Consider the following 24,991-nt stretch of genomic DNA (forward strand, 5'->3'; position numbering starts at 1 on the left):
AGCCCGCGTGATGACTACCGCCCGGGCGCAGAAGAAACAAACGCCTCGCCCTTGGCGCCCGTTCGGTCACCCAGCGGCGTGCAGCATGGGGCGAAACAACGGGTTTTCACGCCGGCTATTGCAAAAACCCTGCTCATCGCTGCAACCTCCACGGTTTGTGCGGCTCAGACTATTTCGCGACAGGTAAAATCGCGCACCGTGGGCGCGTCAGTTCGAGGGAGATTTCCATGCGTTTCAGATCATTCATCCAGTGTCTCGCTGTTGTGCCCCTGGCGCTGCTGATGGCAGAGACGGCCGTGGCCAGCGAAGAAACGCAGCTGATCCAGTCAATCAATACCTACCGCAGCCAGGCCCAGCCTTGCGCCAACGTGGCGTCGACCGAGCTGCCGCCGCTCAACAGCGACCCACGCCTGAACCTGCCCGCCAGTGGCACGGTGGATCTGCAGCCGATGCTGGCCCGGGCGTCGTATCCGATGGTCAGCGTCCAGGCGATCACCCTCTCGGGCCCGCGCGACGCGCAAGCGGCCATGGCGGCGATTCAGGAAAGTTTTTGTCAGGTGGTGCTCAATCCGCAGTTCGTCGACATCGGCGTCAGCCACAACGACCGCGACTGGCGCATCGTGCTGGCCCGCCCACTGCTGGCGGGCGGGTTGGGTAATGCCCAGGCCGAGGGCCAGAAACTGCTGGGCCTGATCAATGAAGCGCGCAAGCAACCGCAGCAATGTGGCGCTCAGTCGTTCTCCGCGGCCGCGCCGCTGGTGTGGAACGACACCCTGATGAGCGCAGCCGAAAGCCACTCGCGCTCCATGGCCAACAACAATTATTTCGATCACAAGGGTCGCAACGGCGGGACACCGGGAGACCGTGCAGAGCTGGCCGGGTACATCGGCCAGCAGATTGGCGAGAACATTGCCGCCGGACAGGACAATGCGCGCAAGGTGGTCGAGGGCTGGCTGGCCAGCCCCGGCCATTGCGCCAACCTCATGAACCCGCAGTTCCATGACCTTGGCGCGGCGTACGCCACCGACCCGAAAAGCGACGCCGGCATTTACTGGACGGCGCTGTTCGGGGTGCAGTAAACCTGCGACGAAGCGATGACAGTTGGCGCGTGGTCCCTACGGGTTCGCCGCCACCATCGCCTTTCTGCTCAGCGACGGCGCCGGGATGATCAACGGCGTGAACCTGACCGTGGACGGCGGCTTCAGCGCGGGCTGATACGCAGGACTAAGCCGTCACTCAGCCCCACAAGGTGCGGCCGAAGAACGTCAGCGTGCGGTCCATGGCCAGTTGCGCCCAGACCGGGTCGTACTGCGTGCCCGGAATCCGGCCAGGGCCGACGGCTTCTTCGTTGGCAAAGGCATGGTGGGCCAGGTAGCGGTGGAACTCCAGGTCGACGCCGCCTTCGCTGAGTTTGGCTTCGAGCTGATCGACGCCGTCCGCCGGGAAGAATTCATCCTGAGTACCCCAGTGCGCCTGCACCGGCACCTTGATCGCGGCGGGGTCAAGGAATTCCAGCGGCGGCATGCCGTAGAACACCACACCAGCGGACAGCTCGGGGATGAAGTTCAGTGCCAGCAGGGTCAACGCGCCGCCCATGCAAAAGCCGGTGACACCGACTTTCTGGCTGTGGCCCTTGAGGTACTGCACGGCGCCGCGAATGTCCTGGGTGGCGGCATCGGCAAAGTCGAGTTTGTCCATCAGGTGATGGGCTTCTTCTTCCTCAACCGTCATTTCGCCACGGTAAAGGTCAGGCACCAGCGCCAGATAACCGCACGCCGCCAGCCGATCGGCCACGCCACGGATCTGGTCGTTGAGGCCCCACCATTCCTGAATCACCACCACGGCGGGTGCGCCTTCGGTCTTGGCCGGGCTAGCCAGATAGCCGCTCAACTCTTTGCCGTCGGGGCGTTTGAAGGTGACGGTCTTGCCCGTTGCGTGGGTCGATGCTTGCGTCATGGGGTTCTCCGGAGAAGACATTCGGTTGGATTGACAGCCTGAGACGACTGGCCGTCAGTTCTACGACAGCAACGCGACGCTGAACAGCGCGACGCACATGAAATTAATGACAGGTTCGGCGTGGCATCCGTTCAGCCGTTTTGCAGATCTCTGCCCATGGCAGCGCCGGGCATGTCTCGGCAACGCTCGTCACCGGGGGCCGAGCGATGATCGCGCAGCTGCTTTTTCAGGGTGGCGGCCGAAGGCGCATAAAGGAAGCCGAACGACACGCTGTTGCGTCGGCCTTTGACCGCGTGGTGCATCAAGTGCGCGTGGTAGAGGCGTTTGAGGTAGCGGTTGCGCGGCCGTGGTCGCGCAGGCCAGTGGCGATGGACCATGCCGTCGTGAACCAGCACGTAGATCAGGCCGAACGCCGCAACGCCTGCGCCCACCCATTGCAGCGGGTCATGGCCGCTGTTGCCGGCGACGATCAGCGCGACTGCCACCAGGCCCAGCGCCAGCAGATAGAGGTCGTTGGTTTCGAACGCGCCGAGTTGTTCTTCGTGGTGGGACTTGTGCAGGAACCAGCCCCAGCCGTGCATGACGTACTTGTGGGCGAGAAAGCCGACCCCTTCCATGGCGACAAGGGTGACGAGGAAAATCGTGAAGTTGAAGATCATAGCGTCGGGAAGGCCGATGGGTCTGGACGTCGACGTGCAGCATACCGGGGTCACGGGAAATTTCCAGATTCGCGCTCACAACGTTTGCTTTCCTGACCAACCGATGTAAAAAATGGCCCCATGGGTGAGCGTCTCGAACGTTCACTGTATTCGTGCCCTGCCCCTCGCGGCGGCCGGCACCGCTTTCAAGGAATAAAGAATGGCTCCAAGACACGTCATCAACGCTTCGGTCAGCCCCAAGGGCAGCCTGGAAACACTGTCGCAACGTGAAGTCCAGCAACTCAGCGCCGCAGGCTCCGGCAGCATCTACACCCTTTTCCGCCAGTGCGCCCTGGCCATCCTTAACACCGGCGCCCATGTCGATAACGCGAAAACCATTTTAGAGGCCTATCAGGACTTCGAAGTGCGCATCCACCAGCAAGACCGTGGCGTGCGCCTCGAACTGCTGAACGCCCCGGCCGACGCCTTCGTTGACGGCGAGATGATCGCCAGCACCCGTGAGATGCTGTTCAGCGCCCTGCGCGACATCGTCTACACCGAGAGCGAGCTCGACAGCCAGCGGATCGACCTGAGCAGCTCCCAGGGCATCACCGATTACGTTTTCCACCTGCTGCGCAACGCCCGCACCCTGCGCCCCGGCGTCGAACCGAAGATGGTGGTGTGCTGGGGCGGCCACTCGATCAACACCGAAGAATACAAATACACCAAGAAAGTCGGCCATGAGCTGGGCCTGCGCAAGCTGGACATCTGCACCGGCTGCGGTCCTGGCGTGATGAAGGGCCCGATGAAGGGCGCCACCATTGCCCATGCCAAGCAGCGCATCACCGGCGGCCGTTATTTGGGCCTGACCGAGCCGGGCATCATTGCGGCCGAAGCGCCGAACCCGATCGTCAACGAGTTGGTGATCCTGCCGGACATCGAAAAGCGCCTGGAAGCCTTCGTGCGTGTCGGCCACGGCATCATCATTTTCCCGGGTGGCGCAGGCACGGCGGAGGAATTCCTCTACCTGCTGGGCATCCTCATGCACCCGGACAACCAGGACCTGCCGTTCCCGGTCATCCTGACCGGCCCGAAAAGCACCGCGCCGTACCTGGAGCAATTGCACGCGTTCGTCGGCGCGACACTGGGCGACGCCGCGCACAAGCATTACCAGATCATCATCGACAACCCGTCGGAAGTGGCGCGGCAGATGACCCTTGGCCTGGCTTCGGTGCGCCAGTTCCGCCGCGACCGCGCCGACGCGTTCCACTTCAACTGGCTGCTGAAGATCGAAGAGAGCTTCCAGCGTCCGTTCGACCCGACCCACGCCAACATGGCCAGCCTGCAACTGCGCCGCGACCTGCCGCCCCACGAACTGGCGGCCAACCTGCGCCGGGCGTTTTCCGGGATTGTGGCGGGCAACGTCAAGGACAAGGGCATTCGCCTGATCGAAGAACACGGCCCGTATGAAATCCACGGTGACGCCGAGGTGATGAAGCCGCTGGACAAGCTGTTGCAGGCCTTCGTCGAACAGCACCGGATGAAGCTGCCGGGCGGCGCGGCCTATGTGCCGTGTTATCGGGTGGTTTCCTGACTTACCTGATGTAGCGCTAACCGACATCCGGCGGTTTCCCACGCTGTCCGGAATAAACGCAGTTCCTGTGGGAGCCGGCTTGCTGCGGGCCGCGATCGGACGAAGGCGTCCGTCCAAACCCCTTTATGGCGAATGAACCCTCTCATTCGCCAGCAGGCCGGCGCCTACGGGTGACGTTCGCAATCCCACGGAATGCCTCATGATCCACATCCGCCCCATGACCGCCGACGACTTCGAGGTCTTCTGGCCCACTTTTCAGGCCGTGGTCCAGGCGCAGGAAACCTACGCCTACGCCCCCGACCTGAGCTTCGAGCAAGCCCGGCACCTGTGGCTGGAATACCCGCTGCACACACTGATCGCCGAAGAAGACGGCGTGCTGCTCGGCAGCTATTACCTGAAGGCCAACGCTGCCGGGCCTGGCAGCCATGTCAGCAACTGCGGCTACATGGTCACCCCGGCCGCGCGGGGCCGCGGCGTCGCGCGCCTGATGTGCGAGCACTCGCAGCAACTGGCGCTGGACAGCGGCTTCTCGGCCATGCAGTTCAACTCCGTAGTGGCCACCAACGACGTCGCCGTCGCGCTCTGGCAGAAACTCGGTTTTGAGATCGTCGGCCGTCTGCCCCGCGCTTACCGCCATGCCCGGCTCGGGCTGGTGGATTGTCTGGTGATGTACAAATGGCTGGCGGACATGCCGGCCTCGCGCAAAGCCAAAAGCCCGTTGCTGATCGGACGCAAGAACATCGAATCGGTGATCTCCCGCCCGCGGCGCAAGCCCTCTGACGGATCGGCCTGATCTTTTCAGGCAATCGGGAACTGCCCGCCGGCATGACGCTTTTGAGGCCCTGCATGGCGCTTTCAAACTTGCCGGAATGCCATCTCTCGACGATCCTCTATGCACGGCCAGATTGGCCGTGCTCACAAGAAACGCGCCGGAGAGGCCAGCATGACGACCGTAGCCGAACTACTGAAGTTGAAAGACCCGCATCACGCTGACGTTCACACCGTCGGGCCCGGGGAGATGGTCATCGAGGCGATCAAGCTGATGGCCGAGAAAAACATCGGTGCCGTGCCGGTGGTGCGCGACGGCAAGGTGGTCGGCATCGTCAGCGAGCGCGATTACGCCCGCAAGATGGAGCTCAAGGGCCGCGCCTCGGCCGGCACCCCGATCAGCGACATCATGACCCACGACGTACAGACCGTGGGTTCGCAGCACTCGGTCGAGCACTGCATGAACATCATGACCGACCGCCGATTGCGCCATTTACCGGTGGTGGACGAAGGCCAGCTGATCGGTCTGCTGTCCATCGGCGACCTGGTCAAGGCGGCTATTGCGGAACAGGCCAGGCTGATCGAAAAAATGCAGGAATACATTCGCGGCGAAAGCTACTGAGCAGCCCACACACCTGCTGCGCCACACAAAAAAGCCGGAGCTTCAAGGGCTCCGGCTTCGCTTTGCGCGTGTGAATGGATTGCCGTTTAGCGAACCTTGAAGCGATCGATCATCGCCACCAGCCGCTCATTGGACGCCATCAGCGCGTCTACGCTGGTGTCGGTCTGCTGACCACAACCCACCAGTTCACCGACCATGTGCCGAATGGCGATCATGTTCTGGTTGATCTCCTCGGTCACCGCGCTCTGCTCTTCTGCCGCCGTTGCAATGTGCGCGCTGAGGTCATGAATGCGCAGCACGGAACCGGCCATGCCATCCAGGCCTTCGTTGACCCGCGACGTACGGTCGGCGGTGGACTGGCAACTGATCTTGGTTTTTTCCATGGCGCCCACGGCGGTGCTCACGCCCTGCTCCAGCCGCGCGAGCATCTCGTTGATTTCCGACGTGCTCTGCTGGGTGCGACCGGCCAGCGCCCGCACCTCGTCGGCCACCACGGCAAAGCCTCGGCCCTGCTCACCCGCCCGCGCCGCTTCGATGGCCGCGTTGAGGGCCAGCAGGTTGGTTTGCTGGGCAATGCCGCCAATGACCCCAAGCACGTCGGTGATGCGCTTGGCGTCGACCTGCATTTCCTGCACGTATTTTGTGGCGTCTTCAACTTCGGCCACCAAGGCCCGCACGCTGACAGATGCTTCGTCGACGACGTCGCGGGACCGCTGGGCGGCATCGTTCGCCGATTGGGTAAAGCTCGCCGTCTGCGTAGCGCTCTCGGCGACGCTGTCGGCGGTGGCGCTCATCTCGTTGATCGCGGTCACGGCCTGATCGGTTTCCGAAGCGTGACGGTTGAGGATCTGGTTGATGTTGCGCGACTGATCCTGCAACTGCACCAGCCCGGCCGAGATCTGCTCGGTGCCGTTGCGCACCTCGACAATCATGGCTTGCTGGAAGGCGATGAACTTGTTGACCGAATGGCCGACAGCGTCCAGCTCATCTTCTCCCTTGATCGGAATACGGCGGGTCAGATCGGCTTCACCCGACGACAGCGCATCGATGTTGGTGCGCAGAACGGTCAGGCGGGCCAGCAGACGATGGAAGGCAAACCCCAGCACCATCAGCAACAGAATGACCAGGGGAATCTGCAACCAGCCCAGGGTCTTCAGCACTTCGGTGCTGCTGGCGGTGAGCATGGCGGTCGGCAGCGAGGTGGCAATCATCCACGGCGTGCCCACCACCGGACGCAGGAAGAAGGTCAGGTCACCCAGTTGCGGGTCGATGTATTCCCGGGAATACACGCCATCGCCGGAGACTTTGCCGAGGCCGTCCTGAATGGCTTTGGCAAACATCGACTGGCCGCTGAAGCCGGAAATGTTCTTGAGGATGATTTCGCCGGGGATGCGGATCTGATTGGTGAGGATCTTGCCGTCGCGCTCGACGATCATCACCTGACCCTGAATGTCTTTTTCCTTTTCCTGGATCAGGCCGTTGAAGAAGCCCAGGGTGACGTCAATGGTCGAAACGCCGTACAGCGCGCCATCCTTGTAGATGCCCATCGCGCAATTGGTACGCGGCTGCGGGCTGGCTTCGTCCTGATAGGCCGCGGCCCAGGCGCATTTGCCTTTGGGTGCGTTCTGCCCGGCGCGGTGCCACGGCTGTTCCCAGTAATTGGGCGCAGGGTCGGAGTTCCAGAACGTGCTCACCACCAACTGGCCACTGCCGTCACGGTGGAAAAACGAACTGTGTTTGTTGCGCCCCGGCGTGCGTTTGTCAGGCATCGGCCAGACGCCGCCGCCGAAGACTTTCTGATCGCCGTACTGATCGACCAGGCCTGGCAGCACTTTGTCGATGCCATCGCTGTCCAGCAGCGGCACCGCCTGGGTAATCGCCCGGGACTGGGCCTCTACGCGGGCCAGGTCCGACAGGATACGCGTGCCGATCTGATCAACCTGGCTCAGCACCACCTGCTCCTGGGTCGCGCGGACCTTGGGCGTGACGAAGTGAACGATGCCCTGTTCGGTGATCACCGCGATCACCACCACCAAGGCCACAAATATGACCGTATAGCGCGCCTGCACTGTTTTAAACATCGTCGACCCCATGCCATGAATTTTGTAGTTGTTTTTGCAGACTCCTGAAGGGCTATCGACCGAAAGCCGACAAGGATGAGGGGCCAGAAAATTGTTTTTTCCGGCGCAGCAGGGCGTCACTGTACCGGGAGGAAATTCAGGAACAGCAGGCTCTGGGCGTAATTCAAACCGATGCGTCTATACCGCTCGTCGAGCATCTGAGTGAGCAGATCCAGGCGCGCCACGATCTTGCCGAATTCGGTGGCGAAACTGAGGTTGCTGCCCTCCTCTGAAATCTCGTTGGAGAACAACAGCAGCTCGCCATTGGCGTTCTGCCGCTGGCTCAGCAGCCAGGTGGCCTTCTCGATATTGCGCGCAGCGTTGCTGACGAAGGTCGGGTTGATCTGGTCGGTCATGAAGAATTCCAGGCGCCCGCCGTGGGCCGTGACCAGCATGCTGCCGATGGCATAAATGAAGGCGCCGACGCGATCGCCAAGGAATTCCGGGCTCAGGGCGTAACTCAGGGCGGCGAGGTCGCGTCGAGTGCCCAGCTGCGGCAACGGCTTCTGTTGCTCGATGGCCTGTCGCACGTTGCGCTCGGCAGCCGCGGCGTCGACGAAGCCGGACTTGCGCCACTCGCCGGGATTGCGCAGGTAGAGTTTGTTCATCAGCAGATAAAGGCTGTCGAGGTTGTCGGCCATGGCCAGTGTCGCCATGCGGTCCACGCTGGTCTGAAAGAACTCCTGGGGGCGCGTCTCGCTGAACTGCGTGGCGACCTCCTGGCCGTCCTGGCGCGTACAACCCGCGGCGCCGAGCCCGAGCATGCACAGAACAAACAGCGGGCGCAGAAGACGGCAAACGGATAAAACGGAAAACACGGCGAGCATCAATCCCAGGCTTCAACGAACTGGACGCGGCGTGAATCGCCGCGTCCCGGCCAAGGTCAGAACGGCTGAAGGCAAAAAAGTGCAATGTCGGCGGCAAATCCGCTTTTAAAGCGATTCGGCGGCCCTGTGAGCTTTCATGCAAATGATTCCCTCATCCATTTGACGCAGCCCTCCGCTTTCACCAAGCTAGCCGCCTTCGCATGATTCTCAGGAAACACCCCGCGTGATGACCACAAGCCTGCACTGGCGCCGTTTCGTATTCTGCCTCGCTCCCCTGATCGCCCTCCTCGCTGCCTGCGATGGCGGCGCGCCAAAGACCAAGCCCTCCGAAGCGACGACCTACGTCAGCGTCGAGTGGGACAAACTGCCGGCGGTGAACGACGCCGACCTGATGGCGGGTTACAACAGCTGGTTCTCGGCGTGCAAGCGTCTGGCCAAGGACCCGGTCTGGGGCGGCACCTGTGCCCTCGCCGCCCAGGTGCCGCAGAATCCTGCCGCGGTGCGCGACTTCCTCAAGAGTCAGTTGCAGGTTTACAGCCTGCGTTCCTCCGAGCACGGCGCCAATGGCCTGATCACTGGCTACTACGAGCCAATCTATAAAGGCAGCGAGCAGCGCAACGACGCGCACCCGGTGGCGGTGTATGGCGTGCCCGACGACCTGATCATCGTCAACCTCGACAGCATCTATCCCGAGCTCAAGGGCAAGCGCCTGCGCGGGCGACTTGACGGCCGCGTGCTGCGTCCCTACGACGACGCCGCCACCATCGGCACCAAAGGCGCCAATGCGCCCGTGCTGGCCTGGCTGGAAAACCCCATCGACCTGCAGTTCCTGCAAATCCAGGGCTCGGGTCGGGTTCAGCTGGAGAGCGGCCGTCAACTGCGCATCGCCTACGCCGACCAGAACGGCTACCCCTACAAGCCGATCGGCCGCTGGCTGGTGGAGCAAGGCCAATTGACCAAGGACGAAGTGTCCATGGGGCGCATCCGCGACTGGGCGATTGCGCACCCCGAACGCGTGAACGAACTGCTGGGCAGCAACCCGAGCTACGTGTTCTTCACCCTGCGCCCGGACAGCACCGAAGGCCCGCGCGGATCACTGAACGTGCCGTTGACCGCCGGCTACAGCGTGGCAATTGATCGCAAGGTGATTCCCCTCGGCAGCCTGTTATGGCTGTCGTCGACCCGTCCCGACGGCACGCCGCTGGTACGCCCGGTCGCGGCGCAGGACACCGGCGGCGCCATCGCCGGCGAAGTCCGCGCTGACATGTTCTGGGGCACCGGCGACGCAGCCGGCGAACTGGCCGGGAATATGAAGCAACAAGGGCAAATCTGGATGCTGTGGCCCAAAGGCGCCGCCCTGCCGGATGCCAAACCCAAGGATTGATCGCGCTGAACCGCCGACTGATGCGCCACCCGCGTCAGCCGGCGCGAATCGCGGGTTGAACTGAAATCGGTTTCAAGTATCACAGCATGCTTCTTCCCGGAAACCCTTCTCGATCTGCCATGAATACCTCCCACACCCCGCAACATTTCAATATGGGCTGGCTGCTATTCGCCCTCGCCATGGGCGCGTTTGCCATCGGCACCACCGAATTCGCTTCGATGACCTTGCTGCCTTTCATAGCCGCTGACTTCCAGGTCACCCAGCCGCTGGCCGGGCATGCCATCAGTGCCTACGCATTGGGCGTGGTGGTGGGTTCGCCGGTCATCATGGTGCTCGGCGTGCGCCTGCCGCGACGGGCCTTGCTGGTGGCACTGGCCGCTTTCATCGGGATCGCCAACGGGCTGAGCGCCGTAGCGCCTTCGCTGCCATGGCTGGTGTTCTTCCGCTTTCTCAGCGGTTTCCCCCACGGCGCGTACTTCGGCGTGGCCATGCTGCTGGCCGCTTCGCTGGTGCCGAAGAATCGCCGCGCCCAAGCGGTGTCCCGGGTGTTCATGGGGCTGACCATCGCCACCATCATCGGCGTGCCGTTCGCCACCTGGATCGGCCAGACCATCGGCTGGCGCTGGGGCATGGCAATCGTCGCCGGGCTGGCGGCTATCACCGCTGTGCTGATCCGCTGCCTGGCACCCGCATCCCCTGCCGACGCCGACGCCAGCCCGTTGCGCGAACTCAATGCTCTACGCTCCCGGCAGGTCTGGCTGACCCTGGGCATCGCCGGCATCGGCTTCGGCGGGATCTTCTGCGTGTACACCTATCTGGCGGCCACGCTGATCGACGTCACCCACGCCTCACGTTTCATGATCCCGGTGGTCATGGCCGTGTTCGGTTTGGGCACCACCGTCGGCAACCTGATCTGTGGCTGGGCCGCCGACCGCGCCACAATGCTCGCCGCCGGGGTGTCGCTGGGCTTCACCGCGCTGGTACTGGCGTTGTACCCCTCGGCCACCGACAACCTCTGGCTGCTCATTCCGCTGGTGTTCTTCATCGGTTGCGGCGTGGGCCTGGCAGCGATCCTGCAAACCCGCCTGATGGACGTTGCGCCCCATGCGCAATCACTCGCGGGCGCACTGGTGCAGAGCGCGTTCAATATGGCGAACGCCATTGGCCCGCTGGCAGGCGGCGCTGTGATAGCGGCAGGCTACGGTCTGCCGGCCACGGGCTATGCAGCAGCGGCATTGACGCTGGGCGGTCTGGGTATGTGGTATTGGGCGCTGATGGATGCGCGGCACGCTGATCGCCGCTTTGCCCGGCAGGCTTCCGGGTCAGTCTGAAGCCTGGCGCTGTGTGATGGCGAGGTTGATCCGAGCTTCGCCCCGGCACTGCGCCTGGGCGAGCTCCAGACTTGTCACGCGTTGGGGTCTGCCTCATCGGGCGACGGGAACAACGTATCGACCTTGTGCTTGCTTGAAGTACGGACCGGTGCCATGGCAGCGGACTCGGCCAGACGTGTGGCCATTTCCCAGTGACGGGATTCCTGCCCTTCAGGCTTGCCTTCGGTCTCCCAGATCAACTGGGCCAACTGACGAACAGTGTCTTCGTCGACATTCATGCGTATCCCCCATTTATGCTTGCGCAAGACAGTGGCCGGCGCCAGAGCGGTGCCGAATCCATCGTCCGCTACGGTACCCGCCATGAACAGTACCAGCCGATAACGAGGGTAAATGACGGGCGTGCAAAAGCCGGCGAACGCTAGCCGGCCGCTGGTCGGACTTAACGGATCCACCGGAAATCGACGGCGAACCACGATGGCCTCCTCAATCCCTGTTGCGTTTGAGCAACAGGCTGGCGACCAGGCCCAGGCCTGCAGCCACGCCGACGGCGGCCCATGGATGGGTCGTCACGTAGGATTTGGCATTACCCACCGCGCGGGTCAGCGCAGGTTGAGCGTCCATTTCGACCTCGGTCACCGCGCTGGTGCCACGGGCCAGAAAATCCTTCAGGCGTTCACGGGCCTGAGTGGTGCGGTCCTCGTTCAAGGCATCCCCTGCCGCCAGCAAGGCATTGGTCTCATCGAGAAAAGTGTTCAGCTCTGAACGGGTTTTCTGATAAAGATCGTCACGCAGCTTTTCAGTGATATCGCTTGGCATAATATTTTTGCCTCCTGGGTGTGAGAAAGGTTGACTGAGGCGCCAATCGATTCGTTCCGGAAACTTTGAAAAAACCCCAGTCTGCCGGGCTGCAAGTCATCAAGCACGCTCGCCGGGCCGACTGAACAGGGACTTGATAGACGTATGAAGAATTCAAAAGGGATGCCATGAAAGTCGTACCGATCCTCGACCTGCCTGCCGACCAGCAAGGCCGCATCCGGCAATTGCGCAATCAGCCAGACGTGCGCAAATTCATGTACACGGACCATGAGATCAGCGAAACCGAGCATCTGGCCTGGCTTGAAGGGCTCCGATCCAGTTCCCGGCAGCAAGTCTTCGTTATCGTGATGGAAGCCGCACCTGTGGGCGTTGTGTCCCTGAGCGCCATCAACACCACCCACGGCACGGCGGACTGGGCCTTCTACCTCGACACCACGCTGCAGGGCAAAGGCCTCGGCAGTCAGGTGGAGTTATGGATGCTCGACCATGCGTTCGGCGCCGCAGGGCTGGAGAAGCTCAACTGCGAAGTGCTCGAGATCAACCCGGCGGTGATCAAGATGCATCAGAAATTCGGCTTTGTGATCGAGGGTGTACGGCGGGAACACATCCTGCGCGATGGAAAACGTCTCGGCGCAGTGCTGCTCGGCATTACCAAAGGCGAGTGGCAGGCGCAGCGCCCCAGGGTGCTGGCTGCGGTGGAGCGGGTTGCGGGGCGTCGTTAGTGCAACCAGCGGGCTTGCGTGCTCAGGCGCGGAAGCGTGAGGGCACAACTATTATTCGCTGATTACTGGCCGCTGCTCACGCAATGTTCAAGAGTCGAACCGCGGGGCGTTCATCGGCTTTGCAATACAAATAGTCGCGCCACTTTCGAAACGCGCTCTGCTGCCGGACGAAGGCCACTTCCCACTGCGCGCCGCCAATGTGCTCGACGGGGATAGACATCATCTGCTCGGTTGCCTGATCCAGCTCGCTGATCAGGTCGAGTGCGTTGGGAATATCGTAGATCTGAGGTCTCATCCGGGGCACCTTATTTTTTTGGCTAATGAATGGAGTGCCCAACCCCTTGATAGTGCGCGTGATAGTGCGCGCGTTCCGACGAGTGGCTCATTTGTGTAACACATGGGCCGTCCTGTAGGAAAAACCCCACGCGGGGTGGGGTTCAGTGTGAAGCGCGGTGTTCAGCGATTGCCCGGAGAGGGCTCCTCGTCTTCGTCCACCGGGGGATTGTCAGGAATCTCCATCTCATCCAGGCCCTTGTTGCGAGCTGCGATGGCCGGGTCCTCATCATTGTCGATGCCTTGTGCCGAGTCTGCACTCGCGTCGGGATAGACCTCTTCTTCGCTGCCCGGCTCGGCAGGGCCCGGATACGCGTTCTCTGGCCCGTTGTCTTCGATACCCATGATCATCTCCATTACGAGACGCAGGAAATCTGCGCTTACAGGACAGAGGTGGGCTGAGGTGAATTAGTGCCCGGTGGAAGATGAATGGCGCGGTGAGCCGCTGAAACAGCGCTGCTTGTCATCGCAATCAGGCCGATAGCGCAGATGATCACTACAATCCGGGCAAGCTCCATCGCCACTGTGCAGCCAATGAACTCCTCGGTGCCAGCGTTCAGCGAACCTGAAGCCTGAGCGACGCACTCAGTGTTGCCAAACAAAAAACCGCCGAAGCGGTTTCTTGTGTACAGCACAGCCCCGTGGAGTCACACCTTGAAGCGAGCCACCATGTTCTGCAGGGTGTTGCCCAGGCGTGCCAGTTCCAATGTCGAGGCAGCACTCTGCTCCGTCGCGGTCGCTGACTGGTCGGCAACGTCACGCACACTGATGACACTGCGATTGATTTCATCGGTCACAGCGCTTTGTTCCTCAGCGGCGGCCGAAATTTGCTGGCTCATCTGCTCTATCGTGCCAATGGCGTGAGTGATTTCCAAGAGCGCTTGCTCGGCCTGCCGTGCCAGGTCTACGGTCCCCTCTGTGCGCCGCATGCTGGCGTCCATCAAGCTCGACGCTTCCACGGTGCCGTGCTGGAGGGCCTGGATCAGCGCTTCGATTTCAGTCGTCGAGCTTTGTGTCCGCTGAGCCAGTGACCGGACCTCGTCAGCCACCACCGCAAAACCGCGGCCTTGTTCGCCGGCGCGTGCCGCTTCGATGGCTGCGTTGAGCGCGAGCAGATTGGTTTGCTCCGCAACGGCCTTGATCACGTCGATCACGCTGCCGATCTTGTCGCTGTCATGGGTCAGACGCTGCATCGCCACGCCCAACTGCCCGACTTCGCCAGACAGCTGACTGATTTCTCTGGTCGCATGCTGTACGACCGTACTGCCATGGGCAGCGCGCTCGGTAGCTTGCCTGGCCGCGCGCGAAGCGTCTTCGGTATTTTGTGCGACCTCCTGCACAGTTGAAGCCATTTCATTCATGGCCGTTGCAACCTGGTCAACTTCCAGTTTCTGCTGAGTGACGCCCGCACTGGTCTGTTCGGTCGCGGCCGACAACTCTTCGGCGGCGGTTGCGATCTGGGTCACGCCCTGACCGATGCCGCCAATCAGTTCGCGCAGGGAAGACGTCATGTGCTGCATGGTGTTTTGCAGCAGGCCCAACTCGTCTTTCCGGTCTGTGCCAATGTCGTAGGTCAGGTCGCCGTCGGCGATGCGCCGGGCTGCGATGACGCTGTCGTTAAGTGGACGAGTGATCTGGCGGGTGATCAGTGCAGCGGCGAGCACACCCAGCAACAGCACAACCAACGCCACGCTGAACAACTGGATAATCGCATTGCTCTTTTCATTGTTTGCCGCAACCACCTGTGAGGCCATCAAGTCCTCAACACTTTTAACGGTGTCGTTGGTGAGCTGCTGCAACGCGTCGCGTATTTGGTCATTTTGCTGCAGCATCTGCGAGATGATCGCCATGTTTTCTTTGTACTGCCCAAGCGCGACAAGCGAGGTGTCGACTGCCGCGTTTGACTGAACGGGGAGCTGGCTACGGGCGGCAGCCACCTGGCCCAGCAGCGCGTCGGCAGTCGCAAAAGTGGCCTGGCGGTTGTCAGCGTTAGGAATGCTCAAGTAGCGACGGAATACCAGGCGGAAGTTGGTCATCCCATTGCGCAGGTCGCCTGCAATCTTCACATCGTCGATACCGGCCTGGTCTGGCGAGCGCGACACATCCTCCAGCGTCTTCTGCAGCAGCCTCTCGAAGGTAGCGCTCACCTCATCGGAGACCTTGATCAACGGCTTCATCGCCCCATCGATTTTCTGGTTGTTGCTGACCAGTTGATCGAAGGTTTTCTTGAGCTCTGCTGCCTGGTTATCGATGGCCTTGAGCATGTCAACGTTTTTGGAAACCGTCAGAATCTGCAGACCTTTATCAATGGTGCTGTTCAATGACACAAGGGCAGCGCTGTAACCCTCTGCAGCGCTGGCACTGGGGCTGGCGGCGTACGCTTGCGAGGCAATTTTAACGTCGAGCATGTCGGCCTTCACTTCAGCGACCCTGGCTGCCTTTTCCAGTCGCTTGATCAGCAGGTCGGCGCTGTTATACCCAATCCCGGTAACCACCAGGACGCCCAGCAGAATGGCACCGAAGCCTATGCCGAGCTTCTTGCTGACTTTCAAATTATCCAGCCAATTGGATCTCATCGCCTGTAGCCCTTGATTTTTTTCGTAATGCTTCGTTATCGACTCCCTGGTTGAAAAGTTAATCAAATGGATGATCGTTAAAACTGATCATTCCGTTCGAATTTATCTATCGATTCAGGCGGCCATGCTTTAGGGCATGTGCTCTCTTCCTTCCGCGTTTTACCCAGCATCACACCCCTAATTGCACCTCACGGTCCACAACTGACCGATTTGCGTCGTGAAGCTCTGACTCATCAGATCCTGCCGCATGGCCCATTCGGGGGCGGCAGGCACACTTGCCGCGCGCAACGTTCCACGCCCCCACTTGGCATTGATATCGTCCAGCACGTTCATCACCTTCTCCGCTTCCACGGGTTGCGAATGAGTAAACAGATCATCGGTAAATTCACCGGGCTGCCGCAGATCCATTAAAAGTACTTCCGCCTTGCTGTATTTGAAGCCTGCCCGGAACAGGCAGTTAACCGCTTCCGTTGCCGCTTTCGTCATCAAGCGCACGTCGTTGGTGGGATAAGGCAATTCGACCATGGCGCCGTTGGCATATTTGGCCTCCTCAGGATTGAACATCCCCGTTCGGATGCTGACCCGGATTCTCTTGCACAGCGAGTTCTGTGCCCGGAGCTTCTCCGCAGCGCGCTGGGTGTAGGTGGCGACGGCTTCCCTGATGGGCTCAATAGTCGTCAACCGGCTGCCAAACATTCGGCTGCAGCAGATCTCCTGCTTAGGCGGATCGGCCTCCCCCAGCTCCAGGCATGGAGTCCCTGACAATTCGCGCGCAGTCTTCTCCATCACCACGCTGAATTTCTGCCGCAATGTCCAGGGATCAGCCTTCGCCAGGTCCATCGCGGTCTTGATCCCCATGACGTCGAGGTGGGCCTTCATACGCTTGCCCACGCCCCAGACCTCGCCGACTTCCGTGTTACGCAACGTCCAGTCACGGTTGAACGGGTCGCAGATATCGACCACCCCGCCGGTCTTGGCCAGCAAGCGCTTTGCCATGTGATTGGCGAGCTTTGCCAATGTTTTGGTACGCGCTATCCCCACGCCGACCGGGATGCCGGTGCGCTTGTAGATGGTGTTCCGAATCTGCCTTCCGAAAGCCGTCAGATCGTCGCCAGGGATGCCAGAAAGGTCAGCGAAGGCCTCGTCGATGCTGTAGACCTCCAGCGCGGGTACCATCGATTCGATGATGCTCATGACCCGCTCGCTCATGTCGCCATACAGTGCGTAATTGCTGCTGAACGCGATCACACCGTCTCGGCGCAATTGGTCCTTGATCTGAAAGTAAGGCGCACCCATTTTCACGAACGGCTTTGCGTCATAGCTTCGGGCAATCACGCAGCCGTCGTTATTGGACAGCACCACGATGGGCGTTTTGGCGAGGTCAGGCCGAAAGACGCGCTCGCAACTGGCATAAAAGCTGTTGCAGTCGATCAGCGCAAAGACAGACTCAGGCTTTGTCATGATCGCGGACGCTGTATTTCACCACAGCCCGAATCACCCGCTCGGCCGGTACATGAAAGGCGTAAAGACGCAGCTTTTCGCCGTCGGCCGACAATGGGCCAAGAATGGTGACGCTCATGATGCAAGCCTTGCCGTAATTAACTGTACGTATATACAGTTAACATTCTAGCCTGGCTCCGGTCAATGTTCTGTGCAGGAATTTTCGACGGGTGACCGTAGGTGCGGACGCTACTCGATCTACGAGCCTGCGGACCATTGATCTGAGGGGCTTGTGCCAGAGCAGCTACCCAGCTCGGCAGAGTCAATTCCCTGCCGGTGGGAAAGGATAAGGCTGGGCCACTGTAGGTACTGCGCATGACGCTCAGTTCATTACAGCGGGCTCCATCCATGTTTAGGGATAGTTAGTACAGATTGTCAACTTTTCGCTTTTCCAGGGTATAAGTTTTCAGGTCAATCTCGTTGGCTGAAAGCTTGGCATCAAGACGATCCATGTCTTGCCGCTTCAAGCTGGCTACATGAGCCTTTGATGCCTGATAGTTGATGGATTCAGCTGCGTCGTAGCCACTGACAGGATCCCAGATAATGGACAATGGCCACAGCAACAGGTTGACAACACCGTAGCCGTAAGCGCGCCCGTAGAACGACCCACCGCCAGGCAGGAGGCCCAGTCCTGCGGCCAGGCCTGGACTTTTTTCTTGAACGTCAAGATGGTTGGCACGATAGCCAGCCAGTTCAGATTCCTGCGTGTGATCCAAACCGGAAGCGCAGCCAGCAGTCAAAACTATCAAAACGGCTGCTGACACGTTGCGAAGAGCGTACATCTGAATTCCCTATATAAATAATGCTCAGCCAGAGCTGGAACTGAGCGCCGCGCATTGTACACACTTAAAGTGCCCGTAGATGGCCTAATGCTACATTTCCCTTAATTCTCATATGAGGTGCGATCCACACCCCTAAGCGTCCGCGCATGGAAAAGGGGACGCCCCTTCAATGAAGTGCCAACTCTCTGTATGGGGTAATCGACCTCTGAGCGATTGCAAGCAGTCCAGGTAACAGGCTGGCGCCGGTTTCCAACTTGCTGGCGGTCCAGCTGCACTGCGCGAGTCACGGAGCAGAAGAGAAGCGGCCTGGCCCTGGCTGACCATGACGATAAAGTTCTTGTGTACGTCGCCGATAGGTACACATTCCCCCGTAAGCCATGGAGCATTAGATGTTTAATCCACGTGAGGCAGAACTAGACCATCTGTACAACCGGGTCGTCCTGCTAACTATCGCATGCTGTGTTTTATTAGCATTTGCCGCGATGGCGAGAAACGAAGGTTTCACCTACGCAGCCCTTCAGTGGAATGGGTCCCAAGTGAACGGCACGGTGACGCAGCTGGAAGAAATCACGAGAAACCGACTCGCAAAAATCGTCCACTACCGTTACGTGGACCAAGATAACCGGCCTCACGAAGGGCAATACCTGGACACTGGCTGCGGCGAGAGGGAAAACTGTGGAGTAGACGAAGACGTCACCTTGATCTATTCGCGCTGGTTTCCGGATTACAGCGCCGTCGCAGCCAACGTCCATAGCTTTCGGCCAGGTTTTTACATCATGAGCGGCGGCGTACTGATTTCGCTGCTCTTGTTCGGGATTTCCTTCTGGACGCTCGGTGGCATCAGCGCCATGAAGCGAGATGACGCACAGCACCTCCATACCAAATACTGAGCCTCAGCCTCGAATACTGAGCAACGATCTCGGTGATTTTCGGTACCTTGCAGTGGAACTGACTATTTCGAGCCGTAATTCTTGCACATGTCTTTGGCAACATACGCCCCCATTGGGGAGTGCATCAAGTTGTCAGCCATGCTGCTCACCTTGAATTTATAGGCAGGGTCAGATTTGATTTTTCTCACTTCCGCCTTTGTTGCCTCATCAATCGTGGAATCCGATGCCATGACATTCTCAACATCGCTCTTCATGCCAGGATTCGCGTTATTGCAGACCTGCTCCATTGCAACCAGCACTACAAGGCCTTGCTGCTTTTCATCTTCCGGGCTCGCGAAAGAGTTGCCTGCATAGCCCAACAGAGCCAGACAAAGCGGCAGAGCAGACATTCTGATCGACAACATTCAAAAACTCCCTATTGATAGAAACTTCGGCCCGCGCGCTGGCAGCCAAAGCGACTCGCACCTTATCGCGCACCAAAACCCGTCAAACGCCAAGCTATCCGCCACCGTCGGAAACAATCGTCAGGCTAACTACTCAGGCTTGGCGTCCGGTATCCACAATGAGCACGCTGATGCAGATTGTGCGATCAACCAGTCGTGATCGCGTTTCCCGAATGGTCGCGGCATCCCCGCAGATATCCGAAGCGCCATATTGTAGGAGCCCGACACCTCAGTGGGTGTAGGGGTCGCCTCACCCAACTTCGAATTGGTTTTAAGTCCTTTTATCGCGCCTTGAAGAGCGAGCGCTTGTTTGAACGTATCAGAGGTTTCTTCGATTATCGAAACTACGACGGACGCTGCGTTGGAGCAGCGGTCCATTTTTGCCCATTGTTTCATCTGTGCTTCATCAGCCCATGCAGCGGCAGTGACCGCGAGCAACATACAACCAATCCAGTAGCGCATAGCTCGAATCCTTTCAGTAAGCAGGCCGCTTTAATACCTTTTCAGCCTCTATCGCCACCGGCCCTTCGGAAGCAAATCGTCGAGGCCGCCGCGAAGATGCTGCCTGGTGAGCCTGAAACCTGAGCGTCAGAAAATCATGGGCGGGGCTGTCAGAACTGCTCGCCGAGCATCGACTGAATTGCCAGTTCCGTGAGCTCAGAGATGACGTGTCTGCAACAATGAAGTCAGGATGAGCCCCGAAAATCTCCAGACATGAAAAAGCCCAACCTGAGAAGATTGGGCTAAGTCATTGAAAAGTATGGTCGGGACGGAGTGATTCGAACACTCGACCCCTAGCACCCCATGCTAGTGCGCTACCGGACTGCGCTACGCCCCGACTAGGCGTTAAGGTGTTGCGGGTTCTTGCGAAAGCGTCGAGGAATATACCCTAAGCTTTTGAATGATGGAAGTATTTCAGTTCACCGCGGGACGTCACTTCCGAAGCACAACCAGCACATCTTCCAGCTCTACAATCATTTGTTTGATCAGCTGCTTGTACTGCAGCGAATCGTCCTTGACCTCATCGCTGGACATGCGCAGACGCGCGCCCCCAATGGTGAAGCCCTGATCGTAAAGCAGCGCGCGGATCTGGCGGATCATCAGCACGTCCTGTCGCTGATAATAACGGCGGTTTCCGCGGCGCTTGACCGGGTTGAGTTGAGGAAACTCCTGCTCCCAATAACGCAGAACGTGCGGTTTGACCGCGCAGAGCTCGCTGACTTCACCAATGGTGAAGTAGCGTTTGCCGGGGATAGGCGGTAGCTCGTCGTTATGACTTGGTTCCAGCATAAGCCTCAACTCGGGCCTTCAGTTTCTGCCCTGGGCGAAAGGTGACCACACGGCGAGCGGTAATCGGGATTTCTTCCCCTGTCTTGGGGTTTCGGCCCGGTCGCTGGCGTTTATCGCGCAGATCAAAATTGCCGAATCCGGACAATTTGACCTGCTCGTTATCTTCCAGAGCGTGCCTGATCTCCTCAAAGAACAGCTCGACCAGTTCCTTGGCTTCTCGTTTGTTCAGGCCTAGCTCTTCGTACAGACGTTCGGCCATCTCAGCTTTCGTCAGAGCCCCCATACGCTACTTCCTTAACGTGGCGTTTAACCTTTCCTCTAGCGAGGTGAGAATTTGCTGCGTCGAAGCGTTTACCTCATCGTCAGTAAGAGTGCGCGATGGATGTTGCCAGGTCAAGCCGACTGCAAGGCTTTTTCTAAGCGGATCAATGCCTTTACCCTGATAAACATCAAATAGCCTGAGGTCTGTGAGCCATTCCCCTGCATTTTCACGAATAACGTCCAGCACGGCGGTCGCCGAAACATCACGATCAGCCAACAGCGCCAGGTCGCGACGCACTTCCGGAAAGCGTGAAAGCTCATGGAATTTCGGCAGGCGGCCAACGGCAACTTCGGCCAGAACCAGCTCGAAAACGAACACGGGACGATCAAGGCCCAGGGTCTTCGACAGCTCCGGGTGCAGCGCGCCGATGTAGCCGACTTCACGCCCGTCACGTTCGATACGCGCGGTCTGACCCGGGTGCAACGCGGGATGGCTTCCGGGTACGAAACGGAAATCATCTTGCGCCCCCGCGAAGCCCAACACTGCCTCGACGTCAGCCTTGACGTCGAAGAAATCGACGACATCGCGGCCCTGCGCCCAACCTTCCGGCAGGCGGCTGCCGCAGATCACGCCGGCCAGCATGGGCTCTTGCTTCAGACCTTCCAGTTGACCGACGAAACGCAGCCCGCTCTCGAACAGGCGCACGCGATCCTGCTGGCGATTGAGGTTGTGCTGCAGCGACTTCACCAGACCCGGCCACAGGGACGAGCGCATCGCCGACATGTCAGCCGAGATCGGATTGGCCAGCAACAGCGGTTCTACGCCCGGGCTGAAAAGCTCGAACCACTTCTGGTCGATGAAGCTGTAGGTGATTGCTTCCTGATAACCGCGCGCGACCAGCAGACGACGCAAGGCTGGCAGATCACTCTGCGCCTCGGCGCGTGGCTGCGGTGCCAGGCGCGCCTGCGGGTAACGAACCGGCAGACGGTTGTAACCGTGGAGGCGGGCCAGCTCCTCGATCAGATCGACTTCGAGGGTGATATCAAAGCGATGACTTGGCACTTCAACGCGCCATTGCTCGCTGGCATGAGGCGCGACGGTGAGGCCGAGCGCCGTCAGCAGGCGTTCGATTTCCGCTGCGTCCATCTTCATGCCGAGCATCTGCTCGATACGCTCGGCACGCAGAATGATCGGCTCAACCGAAGGCAGGTGCTGATCACTGACGGTTTCGATGACCGGGCCGGCTTCACCACCGGTGATTTCCAGAAGCAGGCCAGTGGCGCGCTCCATGGCTTCGCGGGCCAGCTGCCAGTCAACACCACGCTCGTAGCGATGGGAGGCGTCGGTGTGCAGGCCGTACGAACGCGCTTTGCCGGCAACGGCAATCTGATCGAAAAAGGCGCTTTCGAGGAAGATATCGCGAGTGGTCGCGGACACGCCACTGTGCTCGCCACCCATGACACCGGCGATAGCCAGGGCACGCTGGTGGTCGGCAATGACCAGGGTATCAGCGCGCAGGCTGACTTCCTGACCATCCAGAAGCACGAGCTTCTCGCCCTCTTCCGCCATGCGAACGCGAATGCCGCCGTTGATCTCGGCAAGGTCGAATGCGTGCAACGGCTGACCCAGCTCAAGCATCACGTAGTTGGTGATGTCGACTGCAGCGTCGATGCTGCGAACGTCCGAGCGACGCAGGCGCTCAACCATCCACAACGGCGTAGGGCGTGACAGGTCCACGTTACGGATGACGCGCCCCAGATAACGTGGGCATGCCGCAGAAGCAATCACCTCTACCGGACGCACTTCATCGTGCACGGCCGGAACTACTGCAACCTGTGGGCGCGTGACGACGGCGTCATAGAGCGCACCCACTTCACGGGCCAGACCCGCGACCGACAGGCAGTCACCACGGTTGGGCGTCAGGTCGACTTCGATGCTTGCGTCGTCCAGCTCCAGATAAACGCGCACATCCTGGCCCACCGGTGCGTCGGTCGGCAGCTCCATCAGGCCGTCATTGCCCTCACCCACCTGCAGCTCGGCCTGGGAGCACAACATACCGTTGGACTCAACGCCCCGCAGTTTGGCTTTCTTGATCTTGAAATCGCCCGGCAATTGAGCGCCGATCATGGCAAACGGAATCTTCAGACCGGGGCGCACGTTTGGCGCGCCACACACCACCTGAAAGGTCTCGGCGCCGTTGCTGACCTGGCAAACGCGCAGCTTGTCGGCATCCGGGTGCTGCTCGGTGCTCAACACCTCGCCCACCACGACACCGCTGAAAACGCCCGCTGCCGGGGTGACGCTGTCTACTTCGAGGCCGGCCATCGACAGACGAGCAACCAGCTCGTCGCGGGACACTTGCGGGCTAACCCAGCCACGCAGCCATTGTTCACTGAATTTCATCCTGCTCTCCTAAAGAATTCGTTACGGGCGACCTAGCGAAATTGCGCGAGGAACCGCAAGTCGTTGTCGAAGAACAGGCGCAAGTCGTTGACGCCATAGCGCAGCATCGCCAGACGCTCTACGCCCATGCCAAAGGCGAAGCCCTGGAATTCTTCCGGATCGATGCCCGACATGCGCAACACGTTCGGGTGGACCATGCCGCAGCCCATGACTTCAAGCCAGCCGGTCTGTTTGCAGACACGGCAACCTTTGCCGCTGCACATCACGCATTCCATGTCGACTTCGGCCGACGGCTCGGTGAACGGGAAATACGAAGGACGGAAACGCACTGCCAGCTCTTTTTCAAAGAACACGCGCAGGAATTCCTCGATGGTGCCCTTCAGGTCGGCGAAGTTGATATCGCGGTCGACCAGCAGGCCTTCGACCTGATGGAACATCGGGGAATGGGTAATATCGGAGTCACTGCGATACACACGGCCGGGGCAGACGATGCGGATCGGTGGCTTTTGCGATTCCATGGTGCGGACCTGAACCGGCGAGGTATGGGTGCGCAGCAACATGTTCGCATTGAAATAGAAAGTGTCGTGCATCGACCGGGCCGGGTGATGGCCTGGGATGTTGAGCGCTTCGAAATTGTGATAATCGTCTTCGACCTCAGGGCCTTCGGCGATGCCGTAGCCGATGTGGGTGAAGAACTGCTCGATTCGTTCCAGAGTGCGAGTAACCGGATGCAGACCGCCAGTGGTCTGGCCACGGCCAGGCAGGGTCACGTCAATGGATTCGGCCGCGAGTTTGGCCGCAAGATCAGCCTCCTCGAACGACGCCTTGCGCGCATTGAGAACCTCTGTGACACGCTCCTTGGCTTCGTTGATCAGCGCGCCGACTTTCGGACGCTCATCGGCAGGCAGATTTCCCAGGGTCTTCATCACCTGAGTCAATTCGCCCTTCTTGCCAAGGTACAGAACCCGGATTTGCTCCAGGGCATTGATATCTTCGGCGCTTTGCACGGCCTCAAGTGCTTGAGAGACCAGCGCGTCCAGGTTTTCCATGTACAGACTCCAGATACAAAATAGGGGAAGAGCTTACAAGGCTCTTCCCCTATTTATGACGTTTAACACCGAACCCCGAGCGGGGTCCGGTGATTGCCGGGGACTTAGGCCAAAGTGGCTTTAGCTTTCTCGACAATCGCAGCAAACGCCGCTTTTTCGTTCACTGCCAGATCAGCCAGAACCTTGCGGTCGATCTCGATCGACGCTTTTTTCAGGCCAGCGATGAAACGGCTGTAGGACAGACCGTTGATACGCGCACCAGCGTTGATACGAGCGATCCACAGAGCGCGGAACTGACGTTTTTTCTGACGACGGTCACGGTAGGCGTATTGGCCAGCCTTGATTACCGCTTGCTTGGCAACACGGAATACGCGTGAACGCGCGCCGTAGTAGCCTTTAGCAAGTTTCAGAATTTTTTTGTGACGCTTACGGGCAATGACGCCACGCTTTACACGAGCCATGAGTTAATTCCTCTGTTCTTGATCAAAATTAGCAAAGGCGCAGCATGCGCTTGACTTTTGCCACGTCGGACGGATGCAGCAAGCTGCTTCCACGCAATTGACGCTTACGCTTTGTCGACATTTTGGTCAGGATGTGGCTCTTGAAAGCGTGCTTGTGCTTGATGCCATTCGCGGTTTTCAAAAACCGCTTAGCTGCACCACTTTTAGTCTTCATCTTTGGCATG

At 59.8% G+C, this 24,991-nt stretch carries 28 protein-coding genes, 1 tRNA gene and 2 pseudogenes; 8 read left to right on the forward strand and 23 right to left on the reverse strand.

The window, feature by feature from the left end:
- The first annotated feature begins 281 nt into the window (after window positions 1-281).
- Entirely contained in the window at window positions 282-1,079 is a 798-nt protein-coding gene (locus tag EC919_RS02965; protein WP_432213787.1) for a CAP domain-containing protein, read from the forward strand.
- A 157-nt stretch (window positions 1,080-1,236) separates the two neighbouring features.
- Here the strand turns inward: EC919_RS02965 and EC919_RS02975 are convergent, their stop codons facing one another.
- Both EC919_RS02975 and EC919_RS02980 read right to left on the reverse strand, forming a co-directional pair.
- Window positions 1,237-1,956 (reverse strand): dienelactone hydrolase family protein, encoded by a 720-nt coding sequence (locus EC919_RS02975; protein WP_133771082.1) that lies wholly within the window; start codon window positions 1,954-1,956, stop codon window positions 1,237-1,239.
- Window positions 1,957-2,087: 131 nt separating this feature from the next.
- Window positions 2,088-2,615 carry a sterol desaturase family protein gene (locus tag EC919_RS02980; protein WP_133771770.1) on the reverse strand — a complete coding sequence of 176 codons (528 nt, stop codon included), beginning with the start codon at window positions 2,613-2,615 and terminating at the stop codon, window positions 2,088-2,090.
- 199 nt (window positions 2,616-2,814) lie between these two features.
- On the opposite strand from EC919_RS02980, the gene ppnN reads away from it, so the two are divergent.
- The 3 genes from ppnN to EC919_RS02995 all read left to right on the forward strand — a co-directional run bounded on the left by ppnN (window position 2,815) and on the right by EC919_RS02995 (window position 5,578).
- On the forward strand, window positions 2,815-4,188 hold the full coding sequence (ppnN, locus tag EC919_RS02985) for a nucleotide 5'-monophosphate nucleosidase PpnN (RefSeq protein ID WP_133771084.1): 1,374 nt from the start codon (window positions 2,815-2,817) through the stop codon (window positions 4,186-4,188).
- A gap of 199 nt (window positions 4,189-4,387) precedes the next feature.
- A complete protein-coding gene (locus tag EC919_RS02990) occupies window positions 4,388-4,981 on the forward strand; it encodes a GNAT family N-acetyltransferase (protein ID WP_133771086.1) in 594 nt (197 codons plus the stop codon).
- A 150-nt stretch (window positions 4,982-5,131) separates the two neighbouring features.
- Complete coding sequence (locus EC919_RS02995) at window positions 5,132-5,578, forward strand: CBS domain-containing protein (RefSeq protein ID WP_133771088.1); 447 nt, start codon at window positions 5,132-5,134, stop codon at window positions 5,576-5,578.
- 86 nt (window positions 5,579-5,664) lie between these two features.
- On the opposite strand, the gene EC919_RS27740 is transcribed toward EC919_RS02995, so the two are convergent.
- The 3 genes and pseudogenes from EC919_RS27740 to EC919_RS03005 form a co-directional block, all read right to left on the reverse strand.
- Window positions 5,665-6,510: a methyl-accepting chemotaxis protein gene (locus EC919_RS27740; protein WP_432213788.1), complete on the reverse strand. Its 846-nt coding sequence runs from the start codon at window positions 6,508-6,510 to the stop codon at window positions 5,665-5,667.
- A 27-nt stretch (window positions 6,511-6,537) separates the two neighbouring features.
- A pseudogene (locus EC919_RS27745) lies at window positions 6,538-7,671 on the reverse strand (cache domain-containing protein); the annotation flags it as partial.
- A gap of 104 nt (window positions 7,672-7,775) precedes the next feature.
- Window positions 7,776-8,525 (reverse strand): hypothetical protein, encoded by a 750-nt coding sequence (locus tag EC919_RS03005; protein ID WP_133771092.1) that lies wholly within the window; start codon window positions 8,523-8,525, stop codon window positions 7,776-7,778.
- 226 nt (window positions 8,526-8,751) lie between these two features.
- On the opposite strand from EC919_RS03005, the gene mltA reads away from it, so the two are divergent.
- Complete coding sequence (mltA, locus tag EC919_RS03010) at window positions 8,752-9,909, forward strand: murein transglycosylase A (RefSeq protein ID WP_133771094.1); 1,158 nt, start codon at window positions 8,752-8,754, stop codon at window positions 9,907-9,909.
- A gap of 119 nt (window positions 9,910-10,028) precedes the next feature.
- Complete coding sequence (locus EC919_RS03015; RefSeq protein WP_133771096.1) at window positions 10,029-11,240, forward strand: MFS transporter; 1,212 nt, start codon at window positions 10,029-10,031, stop codon at window positions 11,238-11,240.
- Between the two features lie 74 nt (window positions 11,241-11,314).
- On the opposite strand, the gene EC919_RS27330 is transcribed toward EC919_RS03015, so the two are convergent.
- Window positions 11,315-11,713, reverse strand: a complete 399-nt coding sequence (locus EC919_RS27330; RefSeq protein ID WP_243842197.1) for a DUF2934 domain-containing protein — start codon at window positions 11,711-11,713, stop codon at window positions 11,315-11,317.
- Between the two features lie 10 nt (window positions 11,714-11,723).
- Window positions 11,724-12,056, reverse strand: a complete 333-nt coding sequence (locus EC919_RS03025) for a DUF883 family protein (protein WP_133771098.1) — start codon at window positions 12,054-12,056, stop codon at window positions 11,724-11,726.
- 167 nt (window positions 12,057-12,223) lie between these two features.
- Here EC919_RS03025 and pseH point away from each other — a divergent pair, with 167 nt between their 5' ends.
- Window positions 12,224-12,778, forward strand: a complete 555-nt coding sequence (pseH, locus tag EC919_RS03030) for a UDP-4-amino-4,6-dideoxy-N-acetyl-beta-L-altrosamine N-acetyltransferase (protein WP_133771100.1) — start codon at window positions 12,224-12,226, stop codon at window positions 12,776-12,778.
- 76 nt (window positions 12,779-12,854) lie between these two features.
- Here the strand turns inward: pseH and EC919_RS03035 are convergent, their stop codons facing one another.
- From EC919_RS03035 to EC919_RS03055, 7 genes and pseudogenes are all read right to left on the reverse strand, one after another.
- Complete coding sequence (locus EC919_RS03035; protein WP_074887411.1) at window positions 12,855-13,073, reverse strand: hypothetical protein; 219 nt, start codon at window positions 13,071-13,073, stop codon at window positions 12,855-12,857.
- Between the two features lie 161 nt (window positions 13,074-13,234).
- On the reverse strand, window positions 13,235-13,456 hold the full coding sequence (locus EC919_RS03040) for a hypothetical protein (protein WP_133771102.1): 222 nt from the start codon (window positions 13,454-13,456) through the stop codon (window positions 13,235-13,237).
- Window positions 13,457-13,758: 302 nt separating this feature from the next.
- Window positions 13,759-14,631 (reverse strand): methyl-accepting chemotaxis protein, encoded by an 873-nt coding sequence (locus tag EC919_RS27750; protein WP_432213789.1) that lies wholly within the window; start codon window positions 14,629-14,631, stop codon window positions 13,759-13,761.
- A pseudogene (locus tag EC919_RS27755) lies at window positions 14,614-15,687 on the reverse strand (methyl-accepting chemotaxis protein); the annotation flags it as partial. The pseudogene EC919_RS27755 and the gene EC919_RS27750, both read right to left, overlap by 18 nt.
- 177 nt (window positions 15,688-15,864) lie before the next feature.
- Complete coding sequence (gene umuC, locus EC919_RS03050) at window positions 15,865-17,148, reverse strand: translesion error-prone DNA polymerase V subunit UmuC (protein WP_133771106.1); 1,284 nt, start codon at window positions 17,146-17,148, stop codon at window positions 15,865-15,867.
- A complete protein-coding gene (locus EC919_RS27565) occupies window positions 17,135-17,266 on the reverse strand; it encodes a hypothetical protein (protein ID WP_279587548.1) in 132 nt (43 codons plus the stop codon). Before EC919_RS27565 ends, umuC begins: the two co-directional genes overlap by 14 nt.
- Before the next feature lie 283 nt (window positions 17,267-17,549).
- Window positions 17,550-17,969 carry a hypothetical protein gene (locus EC919_RS03055; RefSeq protein ID WP_133771108.1) on the reverse strand — a complete coding sequence of 140 codons (420 nt, stop codon included), beginning with the start codon at window positions 17,967-17,969 and terminating at the stop codon, window positions 17,550-17,552.
- Between the two features lie 389 nt (window positions 17,970-18,358).
- Between EC919_RS03055 and EC919_RS03060 the strand changes: the two genes are divergently transcribed.
- On the forward strand, window positions 18,359-18,859 hold the full coding sequence (locus EC919_RS03060) for a hypothetical protein (RefSeq protein ID WP_133771110.1): 501 nt from the start codon (window positions 18,359-18,361) through the stop codon (window positions 18,857-18,859).
- Between the two features lie 62 nt (window positions 18,860-18,921).
- Here the strand turns inward: EC919_RS03060 and EC919_RS03065 are convergent, their stop codons facing one another.
- The 9 genes from EC919_RS03065 to rpmI all read right to left on the reverse strand — a co-directional run bounded on the left by EC919_RS03065 (window position 18,922) and on the right by rpmI (window position 24,990).
- The gene (locus EC919_RS03065) at window positions 18,922-19,263 is read right to left on the reverse strand and encodes a hypothetical protein (RefSeq protein WP_133771111.1); all 342 of its coding nucleotides are present in this window, start codon (window positions 19,261-19,263) and stop codon (window positions 18,922-18,924) included.
- A gap of 129 nt (window positions 19,264-19,392) precedes the next feature.
- Window positions 19,393-19,764, reverse strand: coding sequence for a hypothetical protein (locus EC919_RS03070; RefSeq protein WP_243842198.1), 372 nt, complete (start codon window positions 19,762-19,764; stop codon window positions 19,393-19,395).
- Window positions 19,765-20,063: 299 nt separating this feature from the next.
- Window positions 20,064-20,140: transfer RNA gene (locus tag EC919_RS03075), tRNA-Pro, on the reverse strand.
- A 95-nt stretch (window positions 20,141-20,235) separates the two neighbouring features.
- A complete protein-coding gene (locus tag EC919_RS03080; protein WP_074887387.1) occupies window positions 20,236-20,592 on the reverse strand; it encodes a MerR family transcriptional regulator in 357 nt (118 codons plus the stop codon).
- Entirely contained in the window at window positions 20,573-20,875 is a 303-nt protein-coding gene (gene ihfA, locus EC919_RS03085) for an integration host factor subunit alpha (RefSeq protein ID WP_002553164.1), read from the reverse strand. Before ihfA ends, EC919_RS03080 begins: the two co-directional genes overlap by 20 nt.
- Window positions 20,876-20,878: 3 nt before the next feature.
- Complete coding sequence (gene pheT, locus EC919_RS03090; RefSeq protein WP_133771113.1) at window positions 20,879-23,257, reverse strand: phenylalanine--tRNA ligase subunit beta; 2,379 nt, start codon at window positions 23,255-23,257, stop codon at window positions 20,879-20,881.
- Window positions 23,258-23,289: 32 nt separating this feature from the next.
- Complete coding sequence (pheS, locus tag EC919_RS03095) at window positions 23,290-24,306, reverse strand: phenylalanine--tRNA ligase subunit alpha (RefSeq protein ID WP_065991532.1); 1,017 nt, start codon at window positions 24,304-24,306, stop codon at window positions 23,290-23,292.
- A gap of 104 nt (window positions 24,307-24,410) precedes the next feature.
- Window positions 24,411-24,767, reverse strand: coding sequence for a 50S ribosomal protein L20 (gene rplT, locus EC919_RS03100; RefSeq protein ID WP_007905879.1), 357 nt, complete (start codon window positions 24,765-24,767; stop codon window positions 24,411-24,413).
- Between the two features lie 28 nt (window positions 24,768-24,795).
- Window positions 24,796-24,990 (reverse strand): 50S ribosomal protein L35, encoded by a 195-nt coding sequence (gene rpmI / locus EC919_RS03105; protein ID WP_003442181.1) that lies wholly within the window; start codon window positions 24,988-24,990, stop codon window positions 24,796-24,798.
- Between the last annotated feature and the right edge of the window lies 1 nt (window position 24,991).

The sequence above is a fragment of the Pseudomonas graminis genome (assembly GCF_004364335.1).
Classification (GTDB): Bacteria; Pseudomonadota; Gammaproteobacteria; order Pseudomonadales; family Pseudomonadaceae; genus Aquipseudomonas; species Aquipseudomonas graminis_D.